Annotated in this window: 19 protein-coding genes; 18 read left to right on the forward strand and 1 reads right to left on the reverse strand. The window is 30.2% G+C overall.

Annotation, left to right across the window (positions count from 1 at the left end; translation table 11 throughout):
* Nucleotides 1-82 precede the first annotated feature (82 nt).
* From KTC92_RS02010 to KTC92_RS02080, 15 genes are all read left to right on the forward strand, one after another.
* On the forward strand, nt 83-1,021 hold the full coding sequence (locus KTC92_RS02010) for an ABC transporter ATP-binding protein (protein ID WP_216303064.1): 939 nt from the start codon (nt 83-85) through the stop codon (nt 1,019-1,021).
* Between the two features lie 20 nt (nt 1,022-1,041).
* Nucleotides 1,042-2,280, forward strand: a complete 1,239-nt coding sequence (locus KTC92_RS02015) for an ABC transporter permease (protein ID WP_220285883.1) — start codon at nt 1,042-1,044, stop codon at nt 2,278-2,280.
* A gap of 48 nt (nt 2,281-2,328) precedes the next feature.
* Nucleotides 2,329-3,504 (forward strand): ABC transporter permease, encoded by a 1,176-nt coding sequence (locus KTC92_RS02020; protein ID WP_220285882.1) that lies wholly within the window; start codon nt 2,329-2,331, stop codon nt 3,502-3,504.
* Between the two features lie 102 nt (nt 3,505-3,606).
* On the forward strand, nt 3,607-3,936 hold the full coding sequence (locus KTC92_RS02025) for a single-stranded DNA-binding protein (protein ID WP_220285881.1): 330 nt from the start codon (nt 3,607-3,609) through the stop codon (nt 3,934-3,936).
* A 65-nt stretch (nt 3,937-4,001) separates the two neighbouring features.
* Nucleotides 4,002-4,481, forward strand: a complete 480-nt coding sequence (gene msrA, locus KTC92_RS02030; protein ID WP_220285880.1) for a peptide-methionine (S)-S-oxide reductase MsrA — start codon at nt 4,002-4,004, stop codon at nt 4,479-4,481.
* Between the two features lie 132 nt (nt 4,482-4,613).
* A complete protein-coding gene (locus KTC92_RS02035) occupies nt 4,614-6,602 on the forward strand; it encodes a sigma-54-dependent Fis family transcriptional regulator (RefSeq protein WP_220285879.1) in 1,989 nt (662 codons plus the stop codon).
* Nucleotides 6,603-6,961: 359 nt separating this feature from the next.
* Nucleotides 6,962-7,432, forward strand: a complete 471-nt coding sequence (locus KTC92_RS02040; protein ID WP_216303058.1) for a Na+/H+ antiporter subunit E — start codon at nt 6,962-6,964, stop codon at nt 7,430-7,432.
* Complete coding sequence (locus KTC92_RS02045) at nt 7,425-7,694, forward strand: monovalent cation/H+ antiporter complex subunit F (RefSeq protein WP_216303057.1); 270 nt, start codon at nt 7,425-7,427, stop codon at nt 7,692-7,694. Before KTC92_RS02040 ends, KTC92_RS02045 begins: the two co-directional genes overlap by 8 nt.
* Nucleotides 7,691-8,011 (forward strand): monovalent cation/H(+) antiporter subunit G, encoded by a 321-nt coding sequence (gene mnhG / locus KTC92_RS02050; RefSeq protein ID WP_216303056.1) that lies wholly within the window; start codon nt 7,691-7,693, stop codon nt 8,009-8,011. Before KTC92_RS02045 ends, mnhG begins: the two co-directional genes overlap by 4 nt.
* Nucleotides 7,998-8,237: a hydrogenase subunit MbhD domain-containing protein gene (locus KTC92_RS02055; RefSeq protein WP_216303055.1), complete on the forward strand. Its 240-nt coding sequence runs from the start codon at nt 7,998-8,000 to the stop codon at nt 8,235-8,237. Before mnhG ends, KTC92_RS02055 begins: the two co-directional genes overlap by 14 nt.
* Nucleotides 8,234-8,956 carry a hydrogen gas-evolving membrane-bound hydrogenase subunit E gene (mbhE, locus tag KTC92_RS02060; RefSeq protein ID WP_220285878.1) on the forward strand — a complete coding sequence of 241 codons (723 nt, stop codon included), beginning with the start codon at nt 8,234-8,236 and terminating at the stop codon, nt 8,954-8,956. Before KTC92_RS02055 ends, mbhE begins: the two co-directional genes overlap by 4 nt.
* Before the next feature lie 2 nt (nt 8,957-8,958).
* Entirely contained in the window at nt 8,959-9,321 is a 363-nt protein-coding gene (locus tag KTC92_RS02065; RefSeq protein WP_216303053.1) for a sodium:proton antiporter, read from the forward strand.
* Nucleotide 9,322: 1 nt separating this feature from the next.
* Nucleotides 9,323-10,795, forward strand: a complete 1,473-nt coding sequence (locus KTC92_RS02070; protein WP_220285877.1) for a complex I subunit 5 family protein — start codon at nt 9,323-9,325, stop codon at nt 10,793-10,795.
* Between the two features lie 73 nt (nt 10,796-10,868).
* Entirely contained in the window at nt 10,869-12,257 is a 1,389-nt protein-coding gene (locus KTC92_RS02075; RefSeq protein WP_258280656.1) for a monovalent cation/H+ antiporter subunit D family protein, read from the forward strand.
* A gap of 17 nt (nt 12,258-12,274) precedes the next feature.
* Nucleotides 12,275-14,287, forward strand: coding sequence for a complex I subunit 5 family protein (locus KTC92_RS02080; RefSeq protein WP_220285876.1), 2,013 nt, complete (start codon nt 12,275-12,277; stop codon nt 14,285-14,287).
* 36 nt (nt 14,288-14,323) lie between these two features.
* Here KTC92_RS02080 and KTC92_RS02085 read toward each other — a convergent pair whose 3' ends face one another.
* Nucleotides 14,324-15,424 carry an iron-containing alcohol dehydrogenase family protein gene (locus KTC92_RS02085; protein ID WP_220285875.1) on the reverse strand — a complete coding sequence of 367 codons (1,101 nt, stop codon included), beginning with the start codon at nt 15,422-15,424 and terminating at the stop codon, nt 14,324-14,326.
* Nucleotides 15,425-15,840: 416 nt separating this feature from the next.
* On the opposite strand from KTC92_RS02085, the gene KTC92_RS02090 reads away from it, so the two are divergent.
* From KTC92_RS02090 to gdhA, 3 genes are all read left to right on the forward strand, one after another.
* On the forward strand, nt 15,841-16,551 hold the full coding sequence (locus tag KTC92_RS02090; RefSeq protein WP_216303111.1) for a pseudouridine synthase: 711 nt from the start codon (nt 15,841-15,843) through the stop codon (nt 16,549-16,551).
* Between the two features lie 83 nt (nt 16,552-16,634).
* Entirely contained in the window at nt 16,635-17,507 is an 873-nt protein-coding gene (locus tag KTC92_RS02095; RefSeq protein WP_216303110.1) for a MurR/RpiR family transcriptional regulator, read from the forward strand.
* Between the two features lie 189 nt (nt 17,508-17,696).
* Nucleotides 17,697-19,049 (forward strand): NADP-specific glutamate dehydrogenase, encoded by a 1,353-nt coding sequence (gene gdhA, locus KTC92_RS02100; RefSeq protein WP_220285874.1) that lies wholly within the window; start codon nt 17,697-17,699, stop codon nt 19,047-19,049.
* Nucleotides 19,050-19,212: the final 163 nt, after the last annotated feature.

Below are 19,212 nucleotides of genomic sequence, written 5' to 3' on the forward strand. Positions count from 1 at the left end.
GTCATTACTTAACTCAATTGCTATAGATACTGGAAATTTATATAATATAATTATAAGCAAATTATTTAAAGGAGTGTTGAATTTGTCAATAATTGAGATAAACAATGTAACAAAAAGATATGAGGATAAATTAGCTGTTGATAGTATAAATCTTAATATAGAAAAAGGGGAATTGTTTGGATTGGTTGGACCTAATGGTGCTGGAAAATCCACTCTTATTTCAATGATTTGTGGATTATTAAAAGCCGATAGAGGTGATATAAAAATTTTTGATAATTGCATAAATAAAAAACCTGTAGAAGCTAAAAGACACATAGGATTTATACCTCAGGAAGTGGCACTATATGAGAATTTAAATGCATATGACAATCTTGTATTTTGGGGTAGCATGTATGGATTAAAGGGAAGCACGCTTAAAAATAGAATTAAGGAGGTTCTTGAAGCTACAGGACTTACTGAAAGATCAAAGGACAAAGTAAAAAAATATTCGGGAGGTATGAAAAGACGTCTTAATATTGCAGCGGCAATAATGCACCATCCAGATATTATCATTATGGATGAACCAACAGTGGGGATTGACCCCCAATCAAGAAATCATATACTGGAGTTTACTAAAAACTTAAATAGTGAATATGGGACAACTGTTATATATACAAGTCATTACATGGAAGAAGTAGAGAGTTTGTGTAATAGGATTGCAATAATAGATGAAGGCAGGGTTGTTGCTAGTGGTACTAAAGATGAAATTAAGAGAATGGTAACAAATGAAGAGAAATTAGAAATTATTGTAGAGAATTTTAAAGAAGAAATCATATTAAAATTGAAGAGGATAGAGGGGGTTAAGAGAATAAAATATAGTGATCCGTTGCTAATTTTCACTGTTGAAAATTCGCAGAGGAATCTTCAGGATATTATTATAATCCTTATGTCTTCATCCGTAAGAATAAATAATATAAGTGTTGATTCACCAAACTTAGAAACTGTATTTTTAAGTTTAACTGGAAAGAACTTAAGAGACTAAAAAATGTGGAGGTGGGATAAGTGAAAATATTTAGGATATTTATAAAAGACATCAAGGTATTTTTAGGAAATATAAAATTCTATGTACTTATATATTTGATTATGCCTCTTTTATTAGGAGTTCTTTACGGTATGATGTATGAAAAACAACTTAATCCAGATAGGCATATTCCTATAGTAAATGTAGCCTTAATAGATATGGACAAAAGCTCATACACAGCTCCTTTAAAGGATATTCTTACAAATGATGATATGAAAAAATTTGTAGAACTTAGCCAGACACCTGATATAGATGAAGTAAAAGCTAATCTTCAAAAAGGAAAGCTTAAGACTGCCATAGTGATACCAAAGGGTTTTTCAGAAAAGGTTGAAAAAGGTGAAACTGTTAATATAAAGGTTTTAAAGGCCTCCTCCTCTGGTGTTGAATCACAGATTATTTTTGATATAGTAAATTCTTATGTGCAAGTACTTAATAATAATGTAAATATATTTTCTGCAATAGACGGGAGTGTTAATGATAAAACTTCTATAGACATGTTGAAAGAAGCAGTTATAACTCAGACAATCACTTTAAATAGTGAAAAATTTATAAATACAGTTAATATAACTAAAGATAAAAAGCTTAGTGGAAAACAAATTTTTACAATCTCAATGTTAGCATTCATTAGTCTTTATCTATCAGTAATAGGAGGACAAAATATGGTAAGGGAAAAAGAAGATGGCACATTTGCAAGATTAAGATCTACTACTTTAAGTATGAAAAATTTGTATGTAGCTAAAATATGTTTTGTATTTTTTATAACTCTAGTGGATATTACATTATACATGGGCATTTGCAAGGTCATTGGAATAAGCGTTGGGGACAGTTATGTGAAGCTGATTTTAATTAGTATTCTACACGCCTTTGCTATAACAGGTATTAGCGCTTTCATAATGAACCTATATAAAAGCCAGAAAAATTTAAATGCAAGCTTTACAGCAGTAATTATGGTATTTGCTATGCTTGGTGGAAGTTTTTATCCACTTGAATATACTGGGGAAATCATGAGGAAAATTGCTAAAATCACTCCGAATTACTGGATTCAGGATAGCTATAATAAAGTAGTGCTTGGAGGAAGCATAAAAGAGCTAACGGTAAATATTATAGTACTCTTAGGTGTTGGAATTTTAGGAATAGCTTTTGGTGCATTTTTCATGAGAAAAAAAGAAGGGAATAATCTATTTAAAACATTAAACAAGGGAGAAAAGGTTCAGATATAGTAAAAAAATTTAAGTGAATTTATTGTTATGATTAAGGAGGCGACAAGAATGCAGGTTATTCATATGGCATTTTTACATTTAAAAAGAATGTTAAAACAGAAAACACCCATATTTTCAATGATTTTAATACCGGTTTTAGTAGTAGGTGCAATTGTATACTTTACAAGAGATTCTAAAGATTCATTTAATGAGACTGTTGATATTACAATAGTTAATAAAGACAAGGGAAGCTTAGGCAATAAACTTATAGAGGAATTAAAAACAGATAAAAATTTTAAAATTAAAGAATCAGACCTTGCAGAGGCGCAAATAAGAATAAAACAGAATAAGACAGGAGTAACTTTGGTTATACCTGAAATCTTCACGGAAAATTTAGAAAGTGGTAATTTAAAGAAATTAGACATAATGAAATTGTCAGATAGTAATATGGATATTATTATTTCTAAAAAGGTAAATAATTTTGTAACTCAAAGACTTCTTTCAAATAAAGTTATATCCGTTATAAAACAGAATGATATTGTGATAAATAAAAGCTATGGTGAAATTTCAAGGAAAATAGATACGTCTTTAAGTAATAATCCGGTAAAAGTGGAGCTAGAAGAGATTAAAAAGGATGGAACGCGTACTTTATCAGGTTCATTATCTACAAGTCTTATAATTAATTTTCTTATGTTCTCAATGATATACATTGTCATAGAAATGGTTGAACTTAGAAATAATAAAACCCTAAGAAGAAGTATTTCTACGCCAAATAAAAATGGTAGCATAATAGGCTCTGTGCTTTTAGCTATGCTGTTCTTATGTTGGATTCAAATAGGACTTATGGTAACAGTAACAAAATATATTTTTCATATATATTGGGGGAAATCAATGCTTGCAGTTTTTCTGATATTTACTATCTTTATAGTGGTTGTTTTAAGTCTTGGATTATTAATATCAAGGTATGCTAAAAATCAATCTCAGGCTGTTGGTATTGTTAATTTAGTAGTAACCCCAACATGTCTTATTAGTGGAACATTTATGCCACTTGAATTTCTTCCAGCAGTATTTAAGAAAATATCTTATTTTACTCCGCAAAACTGGGCACTGTCTGCACTTAGTGATGTGGCATTAAAAAATAGTGGTGTTATAGATATCCTTCCAAAGTTAGGGATCTTAATTCTGTTTGCACTTGTCTTTTTCACAGCAGGATCAAAATCATTAAAGGAAATGGTTGAAGTATAAGCACACTAATATTTAAAAGAATAACAAACATTTGTTTGTATAAAACCTCTTCTTATTGTCAATAATTTTAAAAAGTTACTAAATAAAAAGGAGAGATATTATATGAATAATGTATCAATAATTGGAAGAATAACAAGAGAACTGGAACTTAAGAGTTTTAATGAGGGTAAAGGGTTTTATACTAGATTCACATTGGCAATTAATAAAGTATCACATAAAGATATACAACCTGAAGCTGATTTTATAAACATTGTGGCATGGAATGGAATGGCAGAGACGCTGTGTAAATATTTGAAAAAAGGAAGTCAAATTGCTATAACAGGTAGACTATCTAGTAATAGCTACACAGATAAAGATGGAAATAAAAGATATAGCATAGAAGTTGTCGCAGAAGATTTTAAATTTTTGGATAACAAACAGCAAATAGTATAAATATACTTCTGAGGTCGTTATTGCATCTTCTATGAAGAGGTTGCAATTCAAAAGGGGATGATTTAATGGAAAGCATTGTTGTAGCGGGAGGATGTTTTTGGGGTGTAGAAGCTTATATGTCAAAAATAAATGGTATCGCCCAAACTAAGGTTGGATATGCTAATGGTACAAAGAAGGAACCTACATACGAAGAGGTTTGTAAGGCAAATACTGGACATACAGAAGCCTGTTTGATAAGCTATGATGAAGGTGTGATATCTCTAGAAAAAATATTGAATAAATTTTGGGGAATAATAGATCCTACTGTTTATAATAGACAAGGAGCTGATATCGGTCATCAATACAGAAGTGGTATTTATTATACTGATAAGAAAGATTTAGACATTATATTAAGAACAAAGGATGAGGTCCAAAGTAGATTGGATAAGCCGATAGTTACAGAGATACAACCTCTTTCTTGTTTTTATGATGCTGAAGATTATCACCAAAAATATCTACAAAAAAATCCAGGTGGTTACTGTCATATCAATTTAAATGATGATTAAGTTAAATTAATTGATTCTTAAAAATTCCTTGTTTTTTCAGGGGATTTTTTTTGCTTATTTGATATTTTCAATAGCCATTTTATATAATTAGACATATAATGATATTAAAATGCTATGAGAGGGAGGATTTATTTGCCAAATAAAAGATTGCTTGGTAATTCTGAAGATATTATAAAAAAGCGGCAATTATTTGTTTCAAAGGGTATTTTAAATAAAAATGGACTTCGAGATATTATCTCAAAGTCTTGGGAACGAAGCAAATTGAATGATATAGATCCATTTAAAAAGGATTTTACAATTGAACTTACGCAGGATGATCTAAAAAATAAGTATAAGGAATTTATGCCTCTATTACAGACAGCTAAACCATTTATGCAAACACTGTACAATCTACTACAAAATTCTGATTTTATGATTCGTTTAACAGATAGAGATGGATATGTATTAGATCATATTGGAGAGGATAGCTTAATGCGGCAAAATAAATTTCTGGTATTACAAGACGGATATAATGTAAAAGAAGAAGTAATAGGCACTAATGCAATTGGTCTTTCATTAATAACTGGTGAGCCAATACAAGTACTTGGTGGCGAACATTATTTACATGAGTATCATAATTGGACTTCATCTGCATGTCCTATAAAAAATGAAAAGGGAAAAGTTTTAGGGGTATTAAGTATTACAGGTAATTATGAATTTGTACATCCACATACGTTAGGTATGGTAGTAGCCGCAGCAAAGGCTATAGAAAAAGAAATGAAGTTAGAGTATTACAATAAAAAATTGAGAATAGTAAATGAACAATTTTACCAAATTACAGAATCAATTTCCGAGGGCATTATTAGAATAGATAATCAAGGTGATATAATTAGTATGAATAGGTTTGCAAGAAAACTCTTGGGATATAGTGGGAAAGATGTACATAATATTCACATAAGTAATGTTTTATATACTAATAGTGGTAAGGATATTATAAATGTTATGAATAATGGAAAAGAGTATCAGGAGGAAGAAATAGATTTTACTACAAAAATGGGTAGAAATAAAACTTGTATAGTTAACGTTACCCCCATAAAGATTTTTAGCTCTAGTGACTTAGGTGGGGTGCTAATTACTTTTAAAGAGAATAAAGCAGTTCTAAGTATGATTAATAAAATTGTTGGAGCTAATGCAAGATATACCTTTGATGATATATTTGGAAAAAGTCAAAGTATAACCCATTCTATTAAATTAGCATCAATTGCGGCTAAGACTGATGATACTATACTTTTACAAGGCGAGAGTGGCACAGGCAAAGAAATGTTTACACAAGCTATACATAATGCTAGTAGAAGGAAAGATAGGCCCTTTGTATTTTTAAATTGTGGTGCTATTCCTCGTGATCTAGTTTCTAGTGAACTCTTTGGGTATGTAGAGGGGGCTTTTACTGGAGCTAAAAGAGGTGGACATCCAGGGAAATTTGAGCTCGCAAATGGCGGAACAATATTTCTTGATGAAATAGGCGATATGCCCTTAGACGCTCAGATAAGTTTACTTAGGGTTTTAGAAGACCACATGGTAGTAAGAGTTGGAGGACATGATGTTATACCAATAAATGTTAGGGTTATAGCAGCTACTAACAAAGATTTAAAAAAAGAAGTTGAACTAGGAAAATTCCGAAGTGATTTGTTTTATAGGATAAATGTTATGCCAATTTATATTGCTTCCATTAGAGACCGAAAAGAGGATATTAAGATATTTATTGATTATTTTTATGAAAAATTCAGTGAATCTAATGAAAAGAATATAAAAGGAATAAGTGAAAGCTTTTATAAAAGTATGATTAATTATAATTGGCCCGGAAACGTTCGGGAATTACAAAATGTTATGCAACTTGTATTAAATGTAGCTGAAAATAATAGTGTAATTACAAATAAGAGTTTGCCAAGTTATATAAATGAAAAAGAAAATGTTGGAGAAGTAAGTGGCGCAAAGCAACTACTTACATTAGAACAAATTGAAAAAGATGCTATTATGCAAACATTGATTAATGTAAATGATAATATGGCAGCAGCTTCCAGAATATTAGGTATAGGGAGAACCACATTGTATAGAAAGATGGAAAAATATAAGATTAGTTAAATAATCACCTGCGGTTCTGTAATAAGTTGAATTTCTACACCAATAATGATTAGTGTAGAATAGAGTAACCATTACCAGTTAATATAATTATAAAAATCGTATCAATGTGGCACAAGTGTTTCAAAATGGTGCATGTAATCGTTAGCTATAATAATATAGTGTATCGTATTGGTACGATTTTAAATAAGGTGCTTTTATGAAAAACAAAAATTTTATTTAAAATAAAAAAATGAAGTTTATAAACCGTTGAAAATCAATGGATTATAAACTTCATTTTTTTGTCAAAGAAAATTTGGCATGTTTATTGCTAATTGAATATATAAAGAAACTAAGTGAAAATTTATAGGGGGATTTTTAAAATGTATTTTGGAATTGTATATTTATTATTTTGGATCATTCTATCAGCAAATGTGAAAGTTGAAACTATTTGCATTGGTATAATAATAAGTTTATTAGTTAGAAATTTAAATAAAGATTTGATGTGTAGTAATAGACGAGTAAATTTCAAGAAAAGCACTGGAAAATGGTTATCTTACACTATTATATTGATAAAAGAAATAATAGTGTCCAATTTTAGTGTGGCAAAAATAGTTTTGAGCCCTCGAATAGTAATATCGCCACAGATAGTAACAATTAACACAAAAATAAAATCTGGGTTTCTTAAAACAATTTTTACTAATTCTATAACATTAACGCCGGGAACCTTAACCATTTCAATGGATAGAGATAAAATTACTGTGCATTGTTTGAAAAATGAATTTGTAAATGGGCTAATTGATTCAGATTTTGAAAAAATAATTTTAGAAGTTGAGGAAGACATTTATGAGTAAACTATTGATTTTTTCTATTTTATTTTTAGCGGCTACAATTTTTTTATGTATGTTGCGAGCGATTAAGGGGCCAAGTGCAGCAGATAGGCTTATTGCTATTAATGTTATAGGCACTAAAACTATTGTACTTATTCTTATAGTTTCATTTTTACTTAATGAAACTTATTTTGTGGATGTAGCAATAGTATATGCTTTGATTAGTTTTTTATCTTCTATTGTAATAGCTAAATTTATTGGAAATTCAGAAGGGAGAAATATATGAGAGAGTTGATTGTTGCTATTTTTCTTTTTGGAGGGTTATTCTTTTTCATGGTTGGAACACTAGGAATTATAAGATTTCCAGATGTGTTTACAAGAGCCCATAGCGCGGCTAAATGTGATACCTTAGGGGCTATATTATGCCTATCTGCATTGGTAGTATTAAATGGATTAAATATGGTTAGTTTGAAAATTGTATTAATTATTGTATTTGTATGGATTGCGAATCCAACAGCTACACACTTAATTGCTAAGGCTGAGTATACCCGGCAAGCGTCTCTTGCGAAAATAAATGGGGTGAAAAAACATGAAGATATTTAGTTTGATAATGCTGATGTTCTTAATAGGCTCTGCTGTAGTCGTTTCTACTATAAAAAGTTTGCTTGGTGCAATAATAGTATTTATGGTTTATAGCCTTATCATGACAATTCTATGGCAACAGCTAAATGCTCCCGATTTAGCAATAACTGAAGCCGCAGTTGGAGCAGGTATTACTACAATTTTATTTATACTTACACTAAAAAGAGTTAAAGGAGTAAGAAAATGAGAAAATTTTTATCTATTGGGATTACAGCAACTCTAATTATGATTTTACTTTTGGGAGTTAATGAACTCCCCAAATTTGGACAATATGATAATCCCGCCAATAATGAAGTTGCACATTATTATATAGAGAAAACAACAAAAGAAACTGGTGCAATGAACATTGTTACAGGTATTATTTTAGATTACCGTGCCTTTGACACTTTTGTTGAGTCAAGTGTATTGTTTACTGCTTCAATTATAGTTTTGTTACTTCTAAAGAAAGAAAGGAACCCTAAGGATACAGGTACTTACGAAATCATTATAAAAAGTACTATTTTAAAAGAAGTAAGTAAAGTGCTAATACCTTGCATTCAGATTTTTGGGATTTATATAATTTTTTATGGACATCTAAGCCCAGGTGGGGGATTTGCAGGTGGAACAATTATAGGCACAAGTTTCATCTTATATAGAATAATTTATGGTAAAAAGTTTACAGATAAAAAATTACCATACGCAAGATTAATAACCTATCTATGTGGAGCAATTATGTTTTATGGGTTATTAAAAGGGTATAGTTTTATAACTGGTGGAAATCATTTAGGGCTTCCGCAGCCTAGTTTAGGAACACCAGGCAATATACTCAGTGGTGGATTTTTATTGCCACTTAACATATTAGTAGGAAGTATTGTAGCGATTACTATATACTTTTTTTTCAATTTATTTGACAGAGGGGAAATTTAATTATGGAAGGATTAATAAATAATTATTATGAGACTGGCGCAATCATACTGTTTGGAATTGGTTTTGCAATATTATTATTGCATAATAATTTAATAAAAAAAATAATTGGTATGAATATAATGGATACAGCAATTTTTTTATTTTTTATTGCAAAAGGATATATTTTAGGTAAAGATGCTCCCATTATTATAGGGGCGCATAAAGGAATTCAAGGTTACATCAATCCTGTTCCATCTGCGCTTATGCTTACTGGGATAGTTGTAGCAGTCAGTACAACAGCATTTGCCCTTGCACTAACAGTGAGGTTGTATGAAGGATACGGTACCATTGAACTAGATGAAATTATTAAGATGAGGAGTGATTAAAATGAGCCTAATCGAGAGTTTTCCACTTACAATTATATTGATATTGTTCATTTCGGCATTTATAATGCCTTTAATTAAAAACACAAAGATTGTTAAGGGTATTAGTTTAATATCAATGACAATAGTAATGATTTTAGCAGTGATAAATTTAATCTTTGTTATTAACAAGGGAGGATATTTATATAGAATTGGACATTTTAATGCACCTTATGGAATTGAATTCCGCATTGGAATAATTGAGGCTATAATGGGTTTGGTTTTTACATTTGTTTCACTTATGATAATTTGGTATTCAATTTATAGTATAGAAAAGGAAATCAAAGAATCAAAGGTAGCTTTATATTATTTACTTATAAACATTTTAATAGGTTCCTTACTCGGCGTAGTATATTCTAATGATTTGTTTAACTGTTTTGTATTTATAGAAGTAGGAACACTTGCGTCTTGTGGCACTATTATTGTTAAAGACAAAAAAGAAAACATAAAAGCCACTATGAAATATTTAATTATGAGTTGCATCGGATCCGGCCTTGTACTTATGGGAATTGCTTATTTGTATTCAATGACTGGGCATTTGAATATAGACTACATTCATGAAATATTAATTAAAAGCCACTTAAATTATCCAAATGCAGTACTGATTTCTATAGTTTTATTTATTGTTGGTCTTGGAGTAAAAAGTGCTATGTTCCCACTTCACAATTGGCTACCAGATGCCCATTCAAGTGCACCTACCTCCTCAAGTGCACTTTTATCTTCTTTAGTTTTAAAGGCATTTATTTTACTTTTAATTAAAATATTATATAGACTTTATGGAATAGAAATAATTAAGTATTATTCTGTTTTGAATATTATACTGATATTAGGTAGTTTAGGAATGATAATGGGCTCAGTTTTTGCTATCTTTCAAAAAAATATAAAAAGAGTTATAGCATATTCTACTGTGGCACAAATGGGGTATATATTTCTTGGTATAGGTCTTGGAACTGATTTAGGAGTTTCCATTGCTATATTCCATATTATTGGGCATTCGGTAACTAAATCAGCTTTGTTTTTATTAGTTGGTGGAATGATAGAACAAACAGGACATAAAACATTAGAACATTTAAAGGGAATAGGGAGAGAAATGCCACTAACCTTAGGATTATTTTCTATGGGTGCACTATCTATGATAGGAATTCCGATATTGCCTGGATTTGTAAGCAAGTGGCACTTATCTTTAGCATCTATAGCATCTGGAGATACAATTTTAGTAGCGGTTATATTGCTTAGCAGCTTATTAAATGCAGTATATTATTTTCCAATCATAATAAATGGATTTTTTGGAGAAGAAAATTTACAAGATAAAGTATATAAATCTAAAAGCAAACCTGTAAAAGAATTGATGCCTGTAATTTTTCTAGTGATTTCAATGGTTTACGTGGGATTAACATCTAGTGGTATTATAGATTTAATTAGCCTAGGACTTAAGTAGAGGAGATGCTTCGCAGTTGAATAATATCACAATAATAATACCAATTTTATTCCCATTTATATTAGCAATAATTATGGCAACAATAAAATTAGATGAAAAGAAAAGAAATATTTTTGTTAGTATGGGCGTTATATTAAATTTTATTTTTCTAGTTACTATATTTTATGTGTTTGGAGAAAGTAGAACTCATCTATTCAAAATAAATGAATTTCTAGATATTTATTTTAAAATAGATAAGTTAAGTATATTGTTTTCTTTATTAGTTGCAATTTTATGGATTTTCACTGCTTTCTATGCCATAGAATATATGAAACACGAAGGCAAAGAGAGAAAATTTTATACTTTTTTTCTTGCAACACTCGGTGTAACCATAGGAATTGCCTTTTCGGGAAATCTTATAACACTTTACGCTTTTTATGAATTTCTTACATTGTCAACCTTCCCGCTTGTAATTCACACTGATTCAAAAGAAGCGTTAAAAAGCGGGAAAAAATATCTGATATATTCATTTGTAGGAGCCACATTGGTTTTGCTTGGAATGATTTTATTATTCAGCATTACGAAGGATACAACATTTGATGCTCATGGTATTTTGCCAGCACTAACAAATGATAATAAAAACCTATATTTGGTAAGTTACGTTTCCATGTTTTTAGGTTTTGGAGTTAAAGCGGCCCTTGTGCCATTCCATTCATGGCTACCTGCAGCAATGGTTGCTCCAACTCCCGTTAGTGCACTGCTTCATGCAGTCGCTGTTGTAAAATCGGGAATTTTTGCTATTATACGGATGAGTTATTTTATCTTTGGGACAGAAATAATTAGGCAGCTCCATATAAATATATTTTTAAGTATTCTGATAGTAATTTCAATTTTAATGGGTTCATTCTTAGCATTACATCAAGAAAATTTAAAAAAGAGGTTAGCTTACTCAACCATTAGTCAATTAGGATATGTATTATTAGGCGTGGTTCTTTTAAATGAAGATGCATTTGTTGGAGGTCTGCTTCATTTAATTAATCATGCAGTAATTAAGATTGTTCTTTTTTTCTGTGTTGGAGCGATAATGTACACTACGGGGAAAACAGAGATTAGTCAGATTAGAGGTATTGGCAAACAGATGCCAATAACAATGGGGTGTTTTAGTGTAGCTGCAATATCACTTATCGGAATTCCACCAACAAATGGTTTTGTTAGTAAGTGGTTTCTAGCTCAAGGCGGACTTACAGAAGGGAAAATGGTTTTTCCTGCAATATTGCTTATTAGTGCATTATTAACTGCTTTATACCTTCTTCCAGTTATAAAAGAAGCCTTTTTCAAAAAAGGGGAGAACACTATAGTTAAGGAAGCACCAATAAAAATGTTACTACCCATAGTTATGATAACCATTATAATTGTTTTACTTGGATTATTTCCTAATATGCTTATCTCATTTATTCAGAAAATTGCTAGTGAGGTAATTTAAGAAAGGAGGGTATTATATTGAAATCCACTACGTATTTACTGTTTATTCTGCTGTTCCCACTTATTAGTTCTTTAATAGGCTACATTATAGGCATGAAAAATGAAAAATATAGAGATATCTTTAATATTGTAATGACTGCCATTGTATTTGTGGTTACTACTATATTATATAAATATGTTGTAGTACAGCCAATAGAGCTATCTATACCTTATATTATGGGTACAGGCCTTCATTTAAAATTGGATATGTTTAGGTATGTTTTTGTCTGGCTTACAGCTATGATATGGTTTTTAACTACAATATATTCAACACAGTATTTAAAAAATCCTAAAAATAGGAATAGATATTATCTGTTTTTTATGTTAACTCTAGCGAGTACTATTGGAATTTTCATATCAGAAAACTTCTTAAATTTGTTTACTTTCTTCGAAATTATGTCGTTTACATCATATGCTTTAATAATTAACGATGAAGATGATTATTCGCATGATGCAGGAAATACTTACATTATAATGGCAGTAACTGGTGGTCTTATTTTGCTTATGGGATTATTTTTGCTGTATAATTATACTCAAACATTAGATATTAGTGAACTTAGAGCTTGCGTAAGCAAGTTAGGTGATGTAAAGTATCTTATCGTAACTCTAATTATTATAGGGTTTGGTGTAAAAGCAGGAATGGTACCATTACACATATGGTTACCGAAGGCATATCCTGCAGCGCCAACGCCTGCAACTATTGTTTTATCTGCAGTTTTAGCGAAGACCGGTATATTTGGAATTATATTAACTATTGAAGTAATTATGAGTGGAGATTTTATGATTTCAATTATTATTCTAGTGATAGGTCTTCTAAATATGTTCATTGGTGGTTTTCTAGCCATGATGCAGAGAAACATAAAAAGAATTCTTGCATATAGTAGCATGAGTCAAATTGGCTATATTCTTGTTGGAATAGGATTAATAGGGGTTTTGAAAGAGCATAGAACTATAGCTATTTATGGTACAATGTATCATGTTATAAATCATGGAATTTTTAAAGCCTTATTATTTATGGGCACAGGAACCATATATTTGGTGCTAAATGAGGTTAGCATAAATAAAATTGGTGGCTTTGGAATTAATAAACATGCATTAAAGATAATGTTTTTTATAGGCGTTCTATCGGTAATAGGGATGCCTGGTTTTAATGGATTCACTAGTAAAACAATGCTGCATGAGGCACTTATCGAAGCGGAGCATATGTATGGGGGGGTGTTTTTTAAAACATGTGAAATTGTGTTTATAATAAGTAGTAGCTTTACTGTAGCCTATTTACTGAAAATATTTGTAGCTGTATTTATAGAAAAAAGCAATCAAAATATTGAAAAGGTAAAGGCAAAGATAACTAAAATGACACTTTTACCAATGGTTATATTTAGTTTAATGAGTATTTATATTGGACTTAATCCAAGTGTAATCTTACATGTGCTAGATAAAGCTTTAAAGCCATTTGGAAATGCTGAGCCAATAGCCGTGGATTTCTACACTTTAAATAATATTAAAAGCTCCTTTATAATAATATTAATTGGTATCGTAATTTATATGGGATTTATAAGAAAAGTGTTAAAAAAAGGGGAAGGTACTAATTGGTATTATGTGAACCCAACTTTAAATTGGATAAGTTTAGAAAAACATATATATAAGCCTCTAGGAAAAGGTATTATTTTTATTAGTTGCTTTATTTTTCATATAATTGATCGCTTAGTAGTTAACAGTGTTACTTTTATAGGGAGAAGTATTGATTCAATTAATAAAAGGGAAATCGATTATGGAAAAGCTATTATAAGAAGGATGAGAAGCGTATTCATCAATTTATTTAATACTCAAGATATTAATAATTGCAAAATTGAGATGGCAGAGGAAAAGTCAGAAATTATAAATGTAAAATCAAAAATAGAAGAAATAGGGTATAACATGAATAGTTTAACTTACTCACTATTTATATTTGGTATATTACTCGTAGTGTGTTTGTTATTTTTAATGTCCTAAAAAAAGCAAATGTTAATTTGCTTTTTTTTAAAATATTTATAATTTGAAACTATTCTTATAAATATTTAGTATATCTTCTCGCTTTACAGGTGTGGGATGATTTTTTAACTTATTATTGTTTAAGGCCATTTTGTCACTATAAGAACATACGTCTTCATAAGTTACACTATTTACATCACCAAGCATAGAGTTTAGAAAATAGCCAAGTTCATCTAAATTCTCTAGGGTTAATAGATATAAAATCTTTTTAACTTTACTTTTATCATCGCAAAATTCTAAATATGACTTTAAAAGTATTCCATTTGCTTTCCCATGAGGTATATTATGAAAATATGTAAGAGCATAACCCATTCCATGTGGAAGAGATGTTCCAGATTGCGCTATAACCATACCAGCTAAAGTAGAAGCTACCATTAGTTTTTTTCTTATAGTGTAGGTGAAATCCTTTTCTTTTATCATATTTAGACATTCACCAAATAATTTTAATCCCTTTTCTGCTAAAGCATCACTTAATATACTTGCGTTTGTTGACAAATATCCTTCTATTAAATGTGATAAAGCGTCTACTGAAGTATTAATAGTTATTTTTTCTGGTAAAAACATTAGATATTTTACATCCAGCAGAGCATATTCAGGAAATATTCTTTGACATATACCATGCTTTGTTTGTAGTTCATTATCTGTAACTATAGAATAAGGAGTTGTTTCAGTTCCTGTTCCAGCTGTTGTTGGCACGGCAATTATAGGTATAGATTTTAAATTTGGGCTTTCAAATAAATTACATATTGTATCATTTGGGTTATTTATGAGCACACCGGCTGCCTTTGCGGCATCAATGGGAGATCCCCCTCCGATTCCAATAATGAAATTAGATTTTTGTAATATTCCAAGTTTTGCAATGGCTTCTACAGTTTCTAAAGAGGGATTTTCTTCTACATTATTAAAAACATCATATTTAATTCCCTCTTTTTTCAGCGCATTAGTAACATCTTTTAATGAACCATTAGTGATTGAAGAGGTTTTACCAGTAACAATTAAAGCTTTTTCTCCATAATTACAAAATAAATTGCTATTTTTTAGTACTACGTCTTCATCTAGTAATATTTTTGTTGGCATGTAGTAATTAGTAAAGTTCATAGTATATCCTCCTTTTATAATAATATATTTTGTGTATATTATAGCATTAGATACATCAAAATAAAAACAAGTCAAATCTATTAGTAATTGAAGTTGTTAATAATGCAATATATTTTCTTGGAAATATATTGCATTATTAACGGTGTTTGTGTTTTAAAATGAAAAATAATTTTTCAACAATTGATTTTTTATTAATATACTATATAATTATCCGTGAAGACTTATTTATATATATATTAATTTTAATTTTAAATCAATTTTATTTCATAATAGATTATGAAATGTGGTTAGAAATATTTGGTGAAAAATACATTTATAGTGATATTCATTTATTAAGTGGAATTTAGCTTATGAAATTTTTTTAATAGGAGATATATATTTATACAGTGACTAAAATAATATTAGGAAGTGATATAGTGGAAGAACGATTGCAAAAATTCATGGCGAGCTGTGGTGTTGCTTCACGAAGAAAATGTGAGGAAATAATTACAGCAGGAAGGGTAAAAGTAAATGATTTAATGGTTACAGAACTTGGTCATAAAGTTGACCCTGAAAAAGATAGGGTACATGTGGATAATAAAATTATCAATATGGAAGAAAACAAAGTTTACATTGCACTAAATAAACCAGAAGGGATAGTATCTACTGTAAAGGACGAAAAAGAAAGAAAAACTATTCTAGATTTGGTGAAGGTAAAAGAAAGAATATATCCCATAGGACGGTTAGACTATGATACATGCGGTTTAATTATATTAACGAATGATGGAGATATCTATAATAAGGTTATTCACCCAAGACAAGCAATCAACAAAGTTTATTTAGCAATACTAGAAGGATGTCCAAATGAAGAAGAAATATCTAAGTTCTGTAATGGGATAGATATTGAAGGATACATTACAGCGAAAGCGGATCTTCAAATAAATAAGAGGGTTGGATTCAACTGCAGGGTTACAATTACTATACATGAAGGAAAAAATCGCCAAATCAGAAAAATGTGTGATGCAATAGGACATCCAGTTATTGCATTAAAAAGAGTTTCTGTGGGCAATATTTTATTAGGCGATATGGAAAAGGGTTCATGGAGAAACTTGACTGAAGATGAAATAAAATATTTGAAAAATCTATAATTAAATGATGCATTTTATGTGGGACATGAAGGAGTTTTTCATTTTATTTGGTTGGAATTAACATAGAAAGGATTGAGTTAGTTATGGAAAACAGCAAACAAGATTTAATGAGGTCTATTCAAATCAAGTTTCCACGGTTAAGCAAGGGGCAAAAATTAATAGCAGAATATATTTTAAAACACTATGATAAGGCAGCATTTATGACCGCAGCCAAATTAGGTACTAGTGTAGGAGTAAGTGAATCTACTGTTGTAAGATTTGCTAATGAGTTAGATTTCACTGGTTATCCAAAACTACAGAAAGCTCTTCAAGAATTAATTAAAAACAAACTAACTACCGTTCAAAGAATTGAGTTGTCTAACGACTTCATTACGCAAGAAAATGCATTAAAAGGTGTATTAAAAGCTGATATGGAAAATATTAGAGCTACTCTGGAGAAGATTAATTATAAAACTTTTGAGGAGATAGTAAATTCACTATTTAAGGCTGAAAGAATATACATAATCGGGCTTAGAAGTTCATCTGCATTAGCAGAATTTTTGGGTTTTTATTTAAATCTTATTTTAGATAATGTTAAGGTTGTAGCATATGGTGTCAGCGATATATTTGAGCAGATGCTTAATGTTAATGAAAAAGACGTAGTAATTGGAATAGGGTTTCCAAGGTACGCAACAAGAACAGTTGAAGCTTTGGCTTTTGCTAAAAGTAGAAATGCTAATGTTGTAGCAATTACAGATGGTTTATTATCTCCACTAGCTGCTAAAGCCGACTATACATTAATAGCTCAAAGTAATATGGCTTCATTTGTTGATTCTTTAGTAGCGCCACTCAGTGTAATAAACGCATTAATTATTGCTGTGGGATTAAGAGAAAAAGAAAAAATTTCAAGGACATTTTCTAATTTGGAGACCGTATGGGAAGAATATCAAGTTTATTCTTATAAAGATAAAGATTAGGATGATTAGTATGAGATAAGTGGATATAAATATTTGCTTTTTATTTTAAAATATAATTATAATTCTTTAAATGAGGAAGAAATAGTGCATACTATAAATTATGTGCAAAGTAGTAGCAATCTAATATATATATACATACATATATATATTAAATTCAAATAAAACATTAATTTAAGGAGGAAATAAATTATGGAAGTAAAAGAATATATAGAGCAAGTATTAGAAAATGTTAAAAAGAGAAATCCTAATGAACCTGAATTTTTACAAACAGTTGAAGAAGTTTTAGGATCTTTAGGACCAGTTTTAGAAAAACATCCAGAGTATATTGAAGCAAACCTTTTAGAAAGATTCTGTGAACCTGAAAGACAAATGATGTTTAGGGTTCCATGGATAGATGATGCAGGCGTTACACAGGTTAACCGTGGTTTTAGAGTGCAATTTAATGGATGTATAGGACCATTTAAAGGCGGTTTAAGATTTCATCCTTCAGTTTATATTGGAATCATTAAATTTCTAGGATTTGAACAAGTGTTAAAGAATTCATTAACTGGACTTCCAATAGGTGGAGGTAAAGGTGGTTCTGATTTCGATCCAAAAGGGAAATCAGATGCTGAGATAATGCGATTCTGCCAAAGCTTTATGACTGAACTTTACAGATATATAGGGCCAGATGTTGACGTTCCAGCTGGAGACATTGGTGTTGGAGGACGAGAAATTGGCTATTTATATGGACAATACAGAAGGATTAAAGGAACTTTTCAAAATGGAGTTATTACAGGAAAAGGGTTAGCGTATGGCGGAAGTTTAATAAGACCACAAGCTACAGGTTTTGGGATAGCTTATTTCTGTGAAGAAATGCTTAAACATGAAGGGCTAGATTTTAAAGGTAAAACAGTAGCTACTTCGGGTTTCGGAAACGTTGCTTGGGGTGTTTGCACAAAAGTTGCTGATTTAGGTGGTAAAGTAGTTACACTTTCAGGTCCAGACGGATATATATACGATCCAAATGGAATAACAGGAGAGAAAATAGATTACTTAGTTGAAATGTTAAGGGTAAATAAAGGCTCGAGAGTTAAGGACTATGCTGACAAGTATGATGTTGAATTCCATGCTGGAGAAAAACCATGGAATGTAAAAGTTGATATAGTAATACCGTGTGCTACACAAAACGATATCAATATAGAGCATGCTAAACAAATAGTCGCAAATGGAATAAAATTTGTTTGTGAAGGTGCTAACATGCCATGTACTAACGAAGCAGTTGACTACTTCTTAGAAAAGGGCGTTAATGTAGGACCATCTAAGGCTGCAAATGCAGGCGGAGTTGCTACATCAGCACTTGAAATGAGTCAAAATAGCATGAGACTATCATGGACGGCTGAAGAAGTTGATGAAAAATTACATGAAATTATGATTAATATATACAAAAATTGTAAAGATGCTTCAGAAGAATTTGGATTTGGTTATAATCTAGTTTCAGGAGCTAACATCGCAGGATTTGTTAAAGTTGCAGAAGCAATGCACGCACAAGGAAATTATTAATTCTTACGTATATATTTCAAAGAGAATCCTTTTAGGGGGATTCCCTTTTTTATTTTTTTATTTTTTAGTTATATAAAAGAGTGTGATATAATAGAATGCATATATTTATTTGAAATACGGTGTTTATTTTTAAATGAGGTTGAATAAATTAATGTATTATATT

Origin of the sequence: Clostridium sp. CM027 (genome assembly GCF_024730565.1) — a bacterium.
GTDB lineage: Bacteria > Bacillota > Clostridia > Clostridiales > Clostridiaceae > Clostridium_AD > Clostridium_AD estertheticum_B.